Origin of the sequence: Wenyingzhuangia fucanilytica (genome assembly GCF_001697185.1) — a bacterium.
Taxonomy (GTDB): Bacteria; Bacteroidota; Bacteroidia; order Flavobacteriales; family Flavobacteriaceae; genus Wenyingzhuangia; species Wenyingzhuangia fucanilytica.
Map to the genome: position 1 here is coordinate 2,639,104 of NZ_CP014224.1, position 15,815 is coordinate 2,654,918.

Annotated in this window: 13 protein-coding genes; 6 read left to right on the forward strand and 7 right to left on the reverse strand. The window is 32.7% G+C overall.

Annotation, left to right across the window (positions count from 1 at the left end):
* Positions 1-3: 3 nt before the first annotated feature.
* Genes cobT through AXE80_RS10600 form a run of 4 tightly spaced genes read left to right on the forward strand, consistent with a single transcriptional unit; the run spans position 4 to position 3,434 of the window.
* Positions 4-1,017, forward strand: coding sequence for a nicotinate-nucleotide--dimethylbenzimidazole phosphoribosyltransferase (gene cobT / locus AXE80_RS10585; protein ID WP_068827083.1), 1,014 nt, complete (start codon positions 4-6; stop codon positions 1,015-1,017).
* A 1-nt stretch (position 1,018) separates the two neighbouring features.
* Positions 1,019-1,771: an adenosylcobinamide-GDP ribazoletransferase gene (locus tag AXE80_RS10590; protein WP_068827085.1), complete on the forward strand. Its 753-nt coding sequence runs from the start codon at positions 1,019-1,021 to the stop codon at positions 1,769-1,771.
* A complete protein-coding gene (gene cobC / locus AXE80_RS10595; RefSeq protein WP_068827087.1) occupies positions 1,768-2,307 on the forward strand; it encodes an alpha-ribazole phosphatase in 540 nt (179 codons plus the stop codon). The genes AXE80_RS10590 and cobC overlap by 4 nt, the downstream gene beginning before the upstream one ends.
* Before the next feature lie 2 nt (positions 2,308-2,309).
* Positions 2,310-3,434, forward strand: a complete 1,125-nt coding sequence (locus AXE80_RS10600; protein ID WP_068827089.1) for an ABC transporter substrate-binding protein — start codon at positions 2,310-2,312, stop codon at positions 3,432-3,434.
* A 2-nt stretch (positions 3,435-3,436) separates the two neighbouring features.
* Here AXE80_RS10600 and AXE80_RS10605 read toward each other — a convergent pair whose 3' ends face one another.
* From AXE80_RS10605 to ychF, 4 genes are all read right to left on the reverse strand, one after another.
* The gene (locus tag AXE80_RS10605; protein ID WP_068827091.1) at positions 3,437-6,016 is read right to left on the reverse strand and encodes a DNA gyrase/topoisomerase IV subunit A; all 2,580 of its coding nucleotides are present in this window, start codon (positions 6,014-6,016) and stop codon (positions 3,437-3,439) included.
* A gap of 57 nt (positions 6,017-6,073) precedes the next feature.
* A complete protein-coding gene (locus AXE80_RS10610) occupies positions 6,074-7,930 on the reverse strand; it encodes a DNA topoisomerase IV subunit B (RefSeq protein WP_068827093.1) in 1,857 nt (618 codons plus the stop codon).
* 97 nt (positions 7,931-8,027) lie between these two features.
* A complete protein-coding gene (locus AXE80_RS10615) occupies positions 8,028-8,924 on the reverse strand; it encodes a DMT family transporter (protein ID WP_068827095.1) in 897 nt (298 codons plus the stop codon).
* Positions 8,925-8,995: 71 nt separating this feature from the next.
* Positions 8,996-10,087 carry a redox-regulated ATPase YchF gene (ychF, locus tag AXE80_RS10620; RefSeq protein WP_068827097.1) on the reverse strand — a complete coding sequence of 364 codons (1,092 nt, stop codon included), beginning with the start codon at positions 10,085-10,087 and terminating at the stop codon, positions 8,996-8,998.
* Positions 10,088-10,243: 156 nt separating this feature from the next.
* Here ychF and AXE80_RS10625 point away from each other — a divergent pair, with 156 nt between their 5' ends.
* A complete protein-coding gene (locus AXE80_RS10625; RefSeq protein WP_068827099.1) occupies positions 10,244-10,642 on the forward strand; it encodes a DUF2721 domain-containing protein in 399 nt (132 codons plus the stop codon).
* A gap of 192 nt (positions 10,643-10,834) precedes the next feature.
* Here the strand turns inward: AXE80_RS10625 and uxuA are convergent, their stop codons facing one another.
* Genes uxuA through AXE80_RS10640 form a run of 3 tightly spaced genes read right to left on the reverse strand, consistent with a single transcriptional unit; the run spans position 10,835 to position 14,265 of the window.
* Positions 10,835-12,013, reverse strand: a complete 1,179-nt coding sequence (uxuA, locus tag AXE80_RS10630; RefSeq protein WP_068827101.1) for a mannonate dehydratase — start codon at positions 12,011-12,013, stop codon at positions 10,835-10,837.
* On the reverse strand, positions 12,014-13,432 hold the full coding sequence (locus AXE80_RS10635) for a sulfatase (protein WP_237340609.1): 1,419 nt from the start codon (positions 13,430-13,432) through the stop codon (positions 12,014-12,016). It abuts the gene before it with no gap.
* A 17-nt stretch (positions 13,433-13,449) separates the two neighbouring features.
* A complete protein-coding gene (locus AXE80_RS10640) occupies positions 13,450-14,265 on the reverse strand; it encodes an SDR family oxidoreductase (protein ID WP_068827105.1) in 816 nt (271 codons plus the stop codon).
* Between the two features lie 272 nt (positions 14,266-14,537).
* Between AXE80_RS10640 and AXE80_RS10645 the strand changes: the two genes are divergently transcribed.
* Positions 14,538-15,704: a tetrahydrodipicolinate N-succinyltransferase N-terminal domain-containing protein gene (locus tag AXE80_RS10645; RefSeq protein ID WP_083194654.1), complete on the forward strand. Its 1,167-nt coding sequence runs from the start codon at positions 14,538-14,540 to the stop codon at positions 15,702-15,704.
* The last annotated feature ends 111 nt before the right edge of the window (positions 15,705-15,815 follow it).

The window sequence follows — 15,815 nt, forward strand, 5'->3', positions numbered from 1 at the left end:
TCCATGAGCTTTCAAGAAACTTTACAACATAAAATAAACACAAAAACCAAACCTTTAGGATCTTTAGGGTATTTAGAAAAAATAGCTTTTAAGATTGGTCAAATTCAACAAACTACCTCGCCTACCTTATCTAAACCTGCCATTTTAGTTTTTGCGGGTGATCACGGTATTGTAAACTCAGAACCTGTAAGTCCATTTCCTCAAGAAGTGACTACACAAATGGTTTTTAATTTTTTAAATGGTGGCGCTGCAATCAATGTATTTTGTAAGCAACATAAAATTCACCTAAAAGTTATTGATGCTGGAGTAAATTATGATTTTGGAACAACTCCTAATTTAATTCACGCAAAAATAAACAAAGGAACAAACGATTTTTCTATCGCTCCAGCCATGAGTATTGAGGATTGTAAAAAGGCAATTAACAAAGGAAAAGAGATTGTAACTAAGCAATTTGCCGAAGGAACAAACATCATTGGTTTTGGTGAAATGGGTATTGGTAATACTTCATCTGCCTCGTTGTTAATGAGTACTTACACTCAAACAGACATCAGTAATTGTGTAGGTAAAGGAACTGGGCTAAACAACGATGCTGTAAGAGTTAAAACAGCTATTCTAAAAAAAACACAAAACATTCACCAAAACATCACAGATCCTCTAGAGGTTTTAGCCACTTTTGGAGGATATGAAATAGCCATGATTACCGGAGCAATATTACAAGCAAAAGAACTAAACATCACCATTTTAGTTGATGGATTTATAGTGACTTCTGCTTTATTAGCTGCCCATGCCATGGATGCCTCAGTAACTGACAATTGTATTTTTTCTCATTGCTCAGACGAACAAGGACACAGTAAAATGCTAGCCTTTTTAAAAGCTGATGTTATTTTAAATATTGGATTGAGATTGGGAGAAGGAACTGGTGCTGCATTAGCATATCCATTAGTACAATCTGCAGTATTTTTTTTAAACGAAATGGCTAGTTTTGAAAGTGCCAATGTCACAAACAAATTAAGTTAAAATGAAAAAAGAAATTCAAATATTTCTTACCGCAGTAATGTTTTTCACAAGAATTCCTTGTCCTAAAAACATAGATCATTCTCCAGAAATTTTAACCAAAAGTAGCCGCTACTTTTCTTTGGTAGGTATAATTGTTGGTCTTTTTGGAGCCTTGGTGTTTTATATAGCCGAATTTCTTTTTAACGATGCTATTTCTATATTATTAAGCATAGCAGGAACCATTTGGATTACTGGTGCTTTTCACGAAGATGGTTTTGCTGATGTTTGCGATGGTTTTGGTGGTGGTTGGACCAAAGAAAAAATCTTAACCATTATGAAAGATTCTAGGGTTGGAACCTATGGAATTGTTGGCTTGGGTTTATTGTTAGCAATTAAATTTCAAGCATTATCTCAATTCAATATTCATACGTGTATTATTGCCTTAATTGCTGGACACGCAATTAGTAGATTTGCTGCTACCACACTTATTTATACCGAACCTTATGTGCAAGATATTGATAAAAGTAAAATAAAACCATCAGCTGTTGGTATCCAACTAAAAGATGTTATTATTAGTGGAATCTTTACCATTATTCCCTTGATTTTCTTTTTAAATATTTATGTATTTCTCGCTTTTATCCCTGTGATGATTGCCAAGTATATGTTGGCAAAATATTTTCACAAATGGATTGGAGGTCATACAGGTGATTGTGCCGGTGCTACCCAACAAATTACAGAAGTTATTTTCTATTTAAGCTTATTAATTATTCTATGATTTTATATTTAATAAGACACACCACTCCTGATATTGAAAAGGGAATCTGCTACGGACAAGCAAATATTCCTCTACCAGATAACTTTAATGATGAAGTTGATTTTTTACTTTCTAAACTAAAAAATCATCCTATTCAACATGTTATTAGCAGCCCTTTATTAAGGTGTACACAATTAGCAAACAAAATAAATCCTAATTTTTCTACAGATGAAAATCTTAAAGAAATAGATTTTGGAGATTGGGAATTGATGGATTGGAACAAAATACCACAAGAAGAAATTGATCCTTGGATGAAAGATTTTGTAAACGTAGCTGTACCAAATGGAGAAAGTTACATGGATTTATATTTAAGAACTATTTCTGTTTATCAACAAATTAAAAATGATTACACAGCCATAGTAACTCATGCGGGAGTTATCAGAAGTATATTGGCACACATCACCCAAACAGACTTACAAGATTCTTTTGATTTTAAAATCCCTTATGGAACTATTGTAAAAATAGATACCCAAACCAATCAATATCAAATTCTTTAAACATGAAGTTTTTTACTCCTCTATTTATTTTATGTACCCTTATTGCATGTCAACCTAAGACAAATAAAAAAACAGAAAACAATGCGCTTATAAAACCAAAATTTGCCAAAGGGTTTGAATATGAAAAACATGATAAATACATCAAAGTTATTGTAAAAACACCTTATAAAGAGGCTACAACACCCTATGAATATATCATTATTAAAGGAGATACACTTATCAAAGCAAACCATCCAAATCAGATAGTGATCAATACTCCATTAAAAAGAATTATAGCCACATCTACTACTCAAATTCCTGTTTTAGAAGCGCTAAATAGTGAAACTTTATTAAAAGGATATCCAAACACAAAATTTGTGTCTTCTCCAAAAACAAGAGCTTTAATAGACAACGGAAGCATTATAGATATTGGGCATGAAGAACATATGAACACAGAAATGGTTTTGGACATACATCCTGATATTCTTTTTGCCTTTGCTGTAAACAATGTAAACAAAAACTTTACTACTTTAAAAAAAGCTGGAATCCCCATTGTAATTGATGCTAGTTGGCTTGAAGAAACTCCTTTGGGTAGAGCAGAATGGATTAAGTTTTTTGCCCTGTTTTTAAACAAAGAAAAAGAGGCTGATTTGGTTTTTAATCAAATTGTTGATAGTTATCAAAAAGCTTTAAAAACCATTCCTAAAAATATTTCTAAACCTAAGGTTTTATACGGAGGAATCTACAACGATATTTGGTACACTCCCGCAGGTGATAGTTATGTAGCGCAAATTATGAAAGATGCACAAACCAATTATTACTGGCAAAATACAGAAAGTACCGGTAGTTTGGCTTTACAATTTGAAGAAGTATTTATTAAAGCTAAAGATGCTGATTTTTGGTTTGCTCCTGGTTATGCTATTAACAAAAAAGCACTTGCTGGTATCAACAAACATTACACAAGCTTTAAACCTTTTACCACCAACAATATTTATACTTATACAAATACTGTTGGCGAAACTGGTGGTCTAATATTTTTTGAATTAGGTGCTTTACGTCCGGATTTAATTCTAAAAGATTTTATTAAAATTTGTCATCCAGAATTATTACCAAATTACAAAACTACTTTTTTTAAGAGGTTGGAATAATTTTAAAACAACGTTGGCTGATCACCTTTTACTTCCTCTTCATCGGCTACCTCAATTTCATCTTCAGCAGGACTATATGGTAATGGCTCTAGTCTATTTACCAATTTTATTTTGTCATCAGTTAATTGATTTCCTAAAGCTTTTATTCCTTTAACAGCTATAAAATCTTCTAAATCTACAACCAAATTATCTAAATTACGTTTGCTAAAAATTACCTCAACATTAGGCCTATAATCCGTAACTACAATTTGTAATTGGGTTTTAGGATGTTCACTAATGAACAATTCTTCCTTATCTGGACTATCAATCACAAAACGTTTTACGTAATATTTTTCTTTTTCACCTTCGTAATAAATGGCAGAAATAGGCTTGTTTGGTTCCCATTTTTCTAATACTACCATATCATCTTCAAAATGCGTAGTTAATGCTGGAGTAATGGTTTTTATTTTTCCAGATTGTGTGGCAACTAATAATTTATCCTTAGCTGTAAATTCCCCTAACAGCTCTCCTCTTCCATCAACATTTAAACGTTGTACAGCATCATCAAACCAAATTTTACGTGGCTTTAATGTAGAAGTTCCTGCAGATTTAAATTCAATTTTCTTAACAGGATATTTGGTGATTAAATTCCCTTTAGAAGAACGCCCTTTGATCATTAAATCAGAAAAGTCTATATCCCATTTTAATTTCTTTAATCCCGCTAATGGTTTTAATTCAACCGAAACTGTTTCCGCTTCTCCGTTTGGATTGGCTGTAAAGTACCAAACTACGGAACCTTTGTTTCCAGCTGTTAAATCGTACTCTTTATCTCTTGTTACTCCAGTTACATTAAAACGTTTCATGTAACTTGGTCCTGAACGACCATCACGATACATCATGTTATAAATAGTGCGCTTGTCTCCTTTTTTAAAGATGGCTACATGAATAATATCCTTTCCAACAAATGTTTTTTGAGCTGCTTTGGTTACAATCATAGTCCCATCTTTACGGAACACAATTACATCATCAATATCTGCACAATCAGACACAAATTCATCTCTCTTTAAAGAAGTTCCTACAAAACCTTCTGCTCTGTTTACATATAACTTCTCATTTCTCATCACCACCTTTGTCGCTTCAATATCATCAAAAGTTCTAATTTCTGTCATACGAGGTTTTTCTTTCCCGTATTTTTCTTTTAAACTCTTAAAATAATCGATAGCAAACTCAATTAAGTTTTCTAAATGATGTTGCACTTTAGCAATTTCATCTTCTAAACTTTCTATAATTTGTTTTGCTTTATCAATATCAAACTTAGAAATACGTTTAATTCTTATTTCTGTTAAGCGAACAATATCCTCCTCTGTAATTGCCCTTTTTAGATGAGATACATGAGGTTTTAATCCTTTATCTATAGCAGAAATCACCCCTTCCCAAGTGCTTTCTTCTTCAATATCACGATAAATTCTATTCTCTATAAAAATACGCTCCAAGGATGCAAAATGCCATTTTTCTTGTAACTCACCTAACTGAATTTCTAACTCACGTTTTAACAGATGTAAGGTATTATTAGTTGATATTTTTAAAATATCAGACACCCCAATAAACACAGGTTTATGGTCTTGAATAACACAACACAAAGGAGAGATAGAAACCTCACAATTGGTAAAGGCAAATAAAGCATCAATGGTTTTATCTGGCGATACTCCTGGTGGTAAATGAATTAAAATTTCAACATTTCTAGCGGTATTATCCTCTATTTGTTTGATTTTAATTTTTCCTTTGTCATTGGCTTTTAAAATCGACTCAATCAATGATGAAGTTGTGGTTCCAAACGGAATTTCGTTCACCACCAATGTTTTTTTGTCAAGTTGAGAAATTTTGGCTCTTACCCTAACTTTCCCTCCTCTAGCACCATCATTATAATTGGTCACATCAATTACTCCACCTGTTAAAAAGTCTGGAAACAAGGTAAAACTTCTACCTCTTAATATTTTAATAGAAGCATCTATCAACTCATTAAAGTTATGAGGTAATATTTTGGTTGATAACCCTACTGCAATTCCCTCTCCCCCTTGCGCCAACAACATTGGGAATTTTACAGGTAAATTGATAGGTTCTTTTCTACGACCATCATAAGAAGCTTGCCAATCCGTAGTTTTAGGATTAAAAACCACTTCTAAAGCAAATTTTGACAAACGAGCTTCTATATAACGAGCTGCTGCTGCACGGTCTCCTGTAAGAATATTTCCCCAGTTCCCTTGCATGTCTATCAACAATTCTTTTTGCCCAATTTGCACCATGGCATCAGAAATAGAAGCATCTCCATGTGGGTGATACTGCATACAGTGCCCTACCAAATTAGCTACTTTGTTGTAACGTCCATCATCCAAATCTTTCATAGATTGCATAATACGTCTTTGCACTGGTTTAAAACCGTCTGCAATGGCTGGTACTGCACGTTCTAAGATTACATAAGAAGCATAATCTAAAAACCACTCTTTGTACATTCCTGTAACTTTGGTAATGGTCTCTTGACTTTCTACCTTATTATGATTTTCAAATTCGTTTTCTTCTTGGTTATTGTTGATGTCGTCTTGCATATAGTTGCAACTGGTATTTATGTTTTACTTCTTTAAATAAATGATTTTTTGTAATATCTAATTCTCCTCTATGATATCCAACTCATATTTCAAATTATCTATAATAAAATCTTGACGGTCTGGTGTATTTTTACCCATATAGAACTCTAACATAGATTCTATAGACTGTTCTTTGTCTAACATTACAGGATCTAAACGTATATTATCTCCAATAAAATGTTGGAATTCGTCAGGCGAAATTTCTCCCAATCCTTTAAATCGAGTAATCTCTGCTTTTCCTGTTAACTTTTCTATGGCTGCTTGTTTTTCCTCTTCGGAATAACAATAAATAGTTTCTTTTTTATTTCTAACTCTAAACAACGGTGTATCTAAAATATACAAATGTCCTTCTTTTATGACCTCTGGAAAAAATTGTAAAAAGAATGTAATCAACAACAAACGGATGTGCATTCCATCTACATCGGCATCTGTAGCAATAATTACATTGTTGTAACGTAAGTTTTCTATTCCATCCTCAATATTTAAGGCTGCTTGTAAGAGGTTAAACTCCTCATTTTCGTACACAATTTTTTTAGTCAATCCATAACAGTTTAAAGGCTTTCCTTTTAAACTAAATACGGCTTGAGTATTTACATTACGAGATTTAGTGATAGATCCACTTGCAGAATCTCCCTCTGTTATAAACAAAGAAGTATCTAAATGTCCTTCTTTTTTAGAATCCGCTAAATGAATTCTACAATCACGTAATTTTTTGTTGTGTACGCTTGCTTTTTTAGCGCGTTCTCTAGCAATTTTACGAATACCAGATAACTCTTTACGCTCCTTTTCTGCCTGCATTACCTTACGCTGAATGGCTTCGGCAGTAGTAGGATTTTTATGTAAATAATTATCTAAATTGGTTTTAACAAAATCGTTGATATAAGTTCTTACCGTTGGTAAATCTCCCCCCATTTCGGTAGACCCCAACTTGGTTTTGGTCTGGCTCTCAAAAACAGGTTCCATTACTTTTATGGCAATGGCACTTACAATAGATTTACGAACATCCGAAGCTTCAAAGTTTTTACCAAAAAATTCTCTAATGGTTTTTACCACTGCTTCTCTAAACGCATTTTGATGTGTCCCTCCTTGAGTAGTGTGTTGTCCGTTTACAAAAGAATGATACTCTTCACTATATTGTGTTTTACTATGTGTCATGGCAATCTCTATATCATCTCCTCTAAGATGAATAATAGGATATGCTAACGTGTCTTCGTGAATATTTTCTTCCAACAAATCTTTCAATCCGTTTTCTGAAATAAATTTTTCACCATTAAAAACGATGGTCAAACCTGGATTTAGATACACATAGTTTTTTATCATTTTAATGACGTATTCACTACGGAACTTATAGTTCACAAAAATACTTGGGTCTGGATGAAAAATAACTCTAGTTCCTCTTCGTATGGTCGTTGCTTCTAGCGGAGTTTGATGAATTAACTCTCCTTTTTCAAACTCTGCTGTGGTGGTTTGTCCGTCACGGATAGATTGAATAGAAAAATTACTAGACAAAGCATTTACTGCTTTGGTACCTACTCCGTTTAATCCTACAGATTTTTTAAAAGCACGAGAATCGTACTTTCCTCCTGTATTCATTTTAGAAACTACATCTACAACTTTTCCTAAAGGAACTCCACGTCCGTAATCTCTAATTTTAACCACCTCATCCTTTACAGAAATTTCAATGGTTTTACCAGTCCCCATCACAAACTCATCAATAGAGTTGTCAATCACCTCTTTAATTAGAATATAAATTCCATCATCTTGCGATGACCCGTCTCCTAACTTACCAATATACATCCCTGGTCGCATACGGATATGCTCTTTCCAGTCTAACGATCGTATGTTATCTTCTGTATATTTTGTTTCTTGACTCATAAACAAAGTTCTGATTTAGGTTCTTGTTAAATTTAAGGTTTTATTCGCCTTTACCGACAGGAGATAAAATTGAATTATCAACAGTTTTTTAACGCTATTATCGTTCTTTTTTAGAAACAATTCTTACTCCCAAAATTACAATTACAACTCCTATTGACTGTATAAAAGTAATACTTTCTCCTAAAACAATTGTAGCTAATAAAATAGTAAATACTGGCCCTATACTACCTATAATGGCAAATTTAGAAGCTCCTAACTTTTGAATGGCATAAGACACTAAATACGATGGTAATACTGTACAAAAAACAGCCATAATTAACTGATACCAATACACTTGACTTGGATAGTTTAAAAATGATTGTCTATCAGTAATTAAATAATGTACAATCACAGAGCTACAAGCAATAATCATAGCTATAGAAGTAAAACGAACAGTTCCAAATTTTGGAATTAACCATCCACTCCCCACCAAATAGGACGCATAGGTTAATGCACTCATAAAAATAAGTCCAGCTCCTAAAAACAAATGATCGTTATGATTGATTTGTAATTCTGAGGCAAAAGTTAAAATAACACCAAAATAAGTAATAACAATTGCCCAAACCTGTTGCTTGGTAATTTTTGTTTTTAAAAACAAAGCTCCAAGAATCACTACTAGTGTAGGATATACAAACAAAATAATTCTTTCTAGACTAGCTGATAAAAACTTTAGTCCATAAAAGTCAAAAAAACTAGCAATATAATACCCTATAACTCCAAACAATAAAAGCCATAAATAATGTTTTCTTTCTAACCCAACTTTCTTTTCTTTTTTATTAAAAACAAGCATTCCTACATAAAATGGTAATGCTAATAACATCCTCATTAATAAAACATGAACTGTAGGCACCTCAAATTCATAAATTAATTTTACAATAACTGCTTTTGACGAAAACAGGAATACTGCTAGCAATGCAACAAGAACCCCAACAGTATTTTCTGATATTTTTTTCATTATTATAGATATTAAAAAAGCCAATTCAAAAAATGATGAATTGGCTTTTATTTTTTTATGATTGGAGAAAATTAGACATTAAATCTAAAGTTCATCATATCTCCATCTTGTACTATGTATTCTTTTCCTTCTACAGATAATTTACCTGCTTCTTTTACTTTGGCTTCGCTTCCTAAAGCAACATAATCATTATACTTAATTACCTCTGCACGGATAAATCCTTTTTCAAAATCTGTATGAATTACTCCAGCTGCTTGTGGCGCAGTATCACCAATATTAATGGTCCAAGCTCTAACTTCTTTTACACCAGCAGTAAAATAAGTTTGTAAGTTTAATAACTTGTAAGCAGCACGAATTAATTTAGCTGCTCCAGGCTCATCTAAACCGATGTCAGACAAAAACTCTTTACGCTCTTCAAAACTTTCTAACTCGTTAATATCTGCTTCTGTACCAACCGCTAAAACCAATACCTCAGCACTTTCATCTTTTACAGCTTCTTTAACCAGCTCTACATATTCATTTCCATCAACAGCAGCGTCTTCATCAACATTACAAACGTACATTACAGGCTTAATAGTAATGAACTGTAATGGTTTAACATATTCTAATTCTTTCTCTGAAAACTCTAACGCACGAACTGAAACCGCCGCCTCTAAAGACGTTTTAATTCTATCTAAAACATCAAATTCAGCCTGAGCATCTTTATTTCCTGTTTTTGCTAATTTTTTAACTCTTTCTAAACGTTTTTCAACAGTTTCTAAATCTTTTAATTGTAACTCAATATCAATAGTTTCTTTATCTCTAATTGGGTCGATAGAACCATCAACGTGCACAATATTATCATCATTAAAACAACGCAATACATGCAGAATAGCATCCGTTTCTCTAATGTTTGCTAAAAACTGGTTTCCTAAACCTTCTCCTTTACTTGCTCCTTTAACCAATCCAGCAATATCAACAATCTCTACAGTTGCAGGCACTACTCTTTCTGGGTTTACCAAAGACTCCAATTTTTCTAATCTTGGATCTGGCACATTTACTACTCCAATATTTGGCTCAATAGTACAGAATGGAAAGTTTGCACTTTGCGCTTTTGCGTTAGACAAACAATTGAATAATGTTGATTTCCCAACGTTTGGTAATCCTACAATACCTGCTTTCATGTGTTTTTATTTTTAGAAGTGGCAAAGATATTAAAAGCTAATTATTAATGATGAATTGTAAATGATTAATTACAATAGATTGTCCTATTTATCAAAAAGAAGAAGGAACTATCATATTCTTTGTATTTTTATGGTGAAATTTAAAATATTTTGAACATGAATTTATCTATGAGCATTCCTGCTTTGTTATTCCCTGCCATTTCATTATCAATGTTGGCATATAATGCTCGTTATTTGGCTATTGCATCTTTAATTAGACAATTACATAAAGAATATCAAGATTCTCATGAAAAAAACATAGGGGATCAAATTAAAATATTGAGTAGAAGATTAACCTTAATTAGAGCTACTCAAGGTTTTGCTATTTTAAGTTTTATGGGAGCTGTATTAACCATGCTGCTTTTATTTTTAGAAATGCATATTACTGCTGATGTTGTTTTTATCATCAGTCTTTGTTGTATGATGCTTTCTTTAACCTTATTATTCATAGAAATTCAAGTTTCTACCAAAGCGCTACAAATTCAGTTAAAGGATATTAAAGGAAAATTTATTTAAATGACTTCTCGATACAAATTTACGCCACTCTGTTCTGTAAATTTTAATCAAACTGTCTGTTCGAGTAATTTTGAGGAACGAAAAATTGTATCGAGAACTAGTACTGAAAAAATATTCATATAAAACTAATTACCTAAAAAAGGGCAGTTGTTATATAACAACTGCCCTTTTTTTATCTCTTAAATTTTGGTTTTAAGCTAAGCTTCTTTTAATTCCGAATTCTAAACCTCTTATTTCTGCCAAACCTCTTAAACGACCAATTCCAGAATATCCAGGATTTGTTTGTTTATGTAAATCATCTAACATTTGATGACCGTGGTCCGGACGTACAGGAATGATAGCATCTTTTCTTCCTTCGCCAATTCTTCTCTTTTCTTCTTGAACCACTTCTGTAATAATATCAAACATATCTACATCACCTTCTAAATGATTGGCTTCGTAAAAATTCCCTTCTGCATCTCTCTGTGTACTTCTTAAATGTAAAAAGTGAACTCTATCTGCAAAACGTTTAAAAATCTGAGGTAAATTATTGTCTGCCCTTACTCCTAAAGAACCTGTACAAAAAGTAATTCCATTTGCAATATTTGGCACTTGCTCAAACAAATAAGCATAATCTTCTTCTGTACTCACCACTCTTGGTAATCCTAAAATAGCATAAGGAGGATCATCGGGATGAATACACATCATCACTTCATTTTGAGCAGCTATAGGAATAATTTCTTTTAGGAATACAACTAAATTTTCTCTTAGTTGTTGCGCATCAATCTCTTTATAAGTATCTAAAATAGTTTGAAACTGATCTAGAGTATATCCTTCTTCTGCCCCTGGTAAACCTGCAATAATATTGTTGATTAACTTTTGTTTTTGTTCATCTGTTAACCCATCCACATATACTTTTGCTTTCTTTTGTTGCTCAACAGTGTAATCTTTTTCTGCTCCAGGTCTTTTTAATAAAAACAATTCAAATGCAGCAAAAGCAGTTACATCAAAACGCAAAGCACGGGAACCATCTTCAACTTCAAAATCTAAATCGGTACGAGTCCAATCTAACACAGGCATAAAATTATAACACACAATGTGAATTCCACAACTTGCTAAATTCTGAATGCTTTCCTTATAGTTTTCTATGTAAACTTTATATTTCCCTGAGCGTGTTTTTATGTTTTCATGTACAGGAATACTCTCCACTACAGACCAAGTAAGCCCTGTAGACTCAATAGCTTCTTTTCTTTTTAAAATTTCTTCTTTAGTCCATACTTGTCCGTTAGGAATGTGATGCAATGCAGAAACAATCCCTGTTGCTCCCGCTTGTTTTATATCTGATAACTTCACCGGATCATTAGGTCCGTACCACCTCCATGTTTGTTCCATTTATTTTGTATGATTTTGTTTTAATTCTTTTTGCCTTAACATCTCTGTTAATTCTCTTACCAAAGCTGAATTTTCTGATGCTATATTTCTAGTTTCAAAAGGATCTACCTCATGATTGTATAACTCTTGACCTCCATCTTTATGTAGCACCAATCTATATTGATTGGTTCTTATGGTTTTTTGATGTGTTTTGTAAGCATAAGCCACATGCCCTTTATCAAGAGGATTCTTTAATATATTTTGTAAAGAAACTCCGTGAGCAAAACATGGAGTTGACAAATTACTCAACTCACACAAAGTTGGAAAAACATCTACGGTTTCTACAATTGCCTTAGTAATCTTTCCTTTATTATCCATCCCTGGATCAACAATAATGAATGGAGATTTTAATGCTTCCTCATACAAGCTGTGCTTTCCCCAAATATTATGATCTCCCAAACTCCAACCATGATCACCCCATAACACCACAATAGTATTTTTAGATAAACCCGTTTGTTCTAGTGTATTTAATATTTTCCCTACTTGAGCATCTACATACGTTACACAAGCTGCATAATGTTTACGAACTTCTTGAGCAAACTCTTTGTCTATTCTTGGATCTTTCCCCCAAGTATTGTACTGAAAAAACTCTCCCGATTTATGCCATGTTGTAGGATTTTTAGGTTTATTTGGAGAAGGTATTTCAGGAATTTGAATCCCATCATACATATCGTAATATTTTTTTGGAGCTCCAAAAGGCAAATGAGGCTTTATAAGTCCTACAGCAAAAAAGAATGGGTTTTTAGCATTTTTTAACCCTTCTAACTCTTGAATCGCTTTCTCTGTAATGTTTCCATCAGGATAAATAGTATCTTCTCCTTTAGCCGATTGATAAACATCCGTCGTTTTTTTAACCTTACTTCTAATCTCCCCATGAGCCAAACCATGCATAGTACCTCTAGGATGTTCCCATTCTTTTACAGGCATCATACTTTTGTCCCAAGCATTAGGCATTTCAATTTTATTTGGATCGTTCCAATCTTCTCCTCCTAAACCTCCTGGGTGATGAGAGACTTTACCTAAAGATATGGTGGTATATCCATTTGCTCTATACCATTCTGGCATGCTAGGGTTAACTGTATTATTCCTTTTAATTTTTTCAGCTCTTTTAAAAAGTGCATCATTACCAGCACTACCATAAGTCCCTGTTAATAACGTATAACGTGAAGGTCCACAACTAGGAGCATTTACATAGTGATTATAAAAAGTAACTCCTCTTTTTGCCAAAGCATCTATGTTTGGAGAAATAATATAATCTGCTCCAAAAGATTTTAATTCTGGTCGTAAATCATCAATACACAAAAGCAAAACATTTTTATTTTGCTGTGCATAAAATTGTACAAACACAAGACTTAACAAAAAAAATAAAGTTTTTTTCAATTTACACATGGTATTAATTATACTCCACTAAAAGCACTAAACCCTCCATCAATAGGCACTACAATTCCTGTTACAAATTTAGAGGCGTCAGAACATAAATAATGAATAGCTCCATTTAATTCTTCTGCTTCACCAAAACGCTTCATTGGTGTGTTTTGAATAATTGTATTCCCTCTTTCGGTATAAGAACCATCTTCGTTGGTTAATAAAGCTCTATTTTGATTTCCTATAAAAAATCCAGGAGCAATTGCATTCACCCTTAATCCTTCACCAAATTTAGTTGCTAATTCAACAGATAACCATTTTGTAAAATTATCGATAGCTGCTTTAGAAGCAGAATAACCTACAACTCTTGTAATAGCACTTTGAGCTGTCATAGAAGAAATATTTATTATCGCTCCTTTTTTAGCATCTGCCATTGCTTTTCCTAAAATGATTGAAGGTAAAATACTTCCAAATAAATTTAAATCTACTACTTTTTTAAAGTGATCAATATTAACATCAAAAATAGTTTGATCTGGCCCAATAGTAGCCCCTGGCATATTTCCTCCTGCTGCATTTATCAATACATCAATTTTTTTATACTTCGCTAAAATTTCATCAGTAACACCCTGTAGACTAACCTCATCCATTACATTACAAACAAAACCATCTACTTTAGCACTCATTTTTTTAAGTCTTGTAATAGCAGCATCTACAATATCTTGTTTATAATCTAAAATTACAACAACCCCATCATTACCTAATAAGTAATTTGCCATTTGACCTCCTAAAACTCCACCGCCACCAGTAATAACAATTACTTTGTCTTTAATATCAAAAAGATTTTCCATATTTAAATTTATTTTGAATTATACCTAATTCTTTTATTTTCCTTTAATCTATCACTATAAATAAATAGTATATTGTAACACAACCCCAAAACCGTGTACGTACACGAAAGTAATAAAAAATTTAATTACTCCTTCTAATTTCTAATTATTTTTCCTTGAAAAAATCACTCAAAAATTAAAATTCACCTTTTTACAATAACAAAATCCTATTGGTTTTTATAGCTAAACTCAATGCCTTATATTTGCCCCATCATTTTTTGAAAACATATAACATGAACACCATAGAAGATTTTAAAGCATATGTAGCAAAAGTAGAGGCTACAGAAGGATACTCAAAACCATTAGCATTCGGATTAGGAATTCGTAGATCTAAAGGAGATAAAGTTTTAGATGTAAATTTCCCTGGTATTAACTGGGATACTGCTTTTGGAACTGCTGCCTTATTACAAGATGTAACAGGATTTAAAGGAAGTGAAAATGGATTTGTAACGGTTTCTAAAGCTCAACTACAAAAAGCTTTTGACAACTTTGCTGCTTTTCATGGAGAAATAGAAAAACACCCAAACATTGTTATTATTCAACAATTGTTAGAGAATATAGCTCAACCTAGCAACACTTATCAAGAAATTGATGTAGTGGCTTATTTCTTATTTGACAAAGATCAGCCTGTTGCCGATGCTGTAGAAGGATACTTTAAACTACAATGTTTATCTCAGCTACACGTATTGCCTCACGGATTGTCTTTAGAAGGTGTTTTTGGAAAATTAAACAATATTGCTTGGACTAACCATGGTCCAATTTTACCAGAAGATTTATCTGCAGAAAGAATTAAAGCTACTTTTAAAGGAGAAAACATTATTGTAACTCATGTTGATAAATTCCCTTACATGGTGAATTATCATGTACCAAACGGAGTAAGAATTGCTAGTGGATCTCAAGTTCGTTTAGGTGCTCACTGTGCTGTTGGGACTACTGTAATGCCAGCAGGTTATATTAACTTTAACGCAGGAACAAAAGGAAATGCAATGATTGAAGGTAGAGTTTCTGCTGGAGTTGTTGTTGGACACGATTCTGATTTAGGTGGTGGAGTTTCTATTATGGGAACTTTATCTGGAGGTAATAAAAACGTAATTTCTATTGGAGATAAATGTTTATTAGGTGCTAACTCTGGAACTGGAATTTCTTTAGGATTTGGATGTACTATTGCTGCTGGTGTTTACGTAACGGCTGCTGCTAAAGTTTGGTTATACGATGCCAACAAACAACCTGTTGATATTAACGGAAAGGTTGTAGAAGAAGGACAAAACATTGTAAAAGGAGCTGAATTAAACGGAAAAGACAAATTGTTATTCTTATTAGATTCTACTAACGGACACTTAACTTGTCGTCCTAACCCAAAAACAATTGAATTAAACGAAGCTTTACACGTAAAGAACTAAGTTTTATTTTGATGATATTTTTAACCACCTTTTCTTTTTAAGATTAGGTGGTTTTATTTTTTATATACCCGTAAAAACTAATAATTACTAAGCTTTCATTTTTCACAAAAA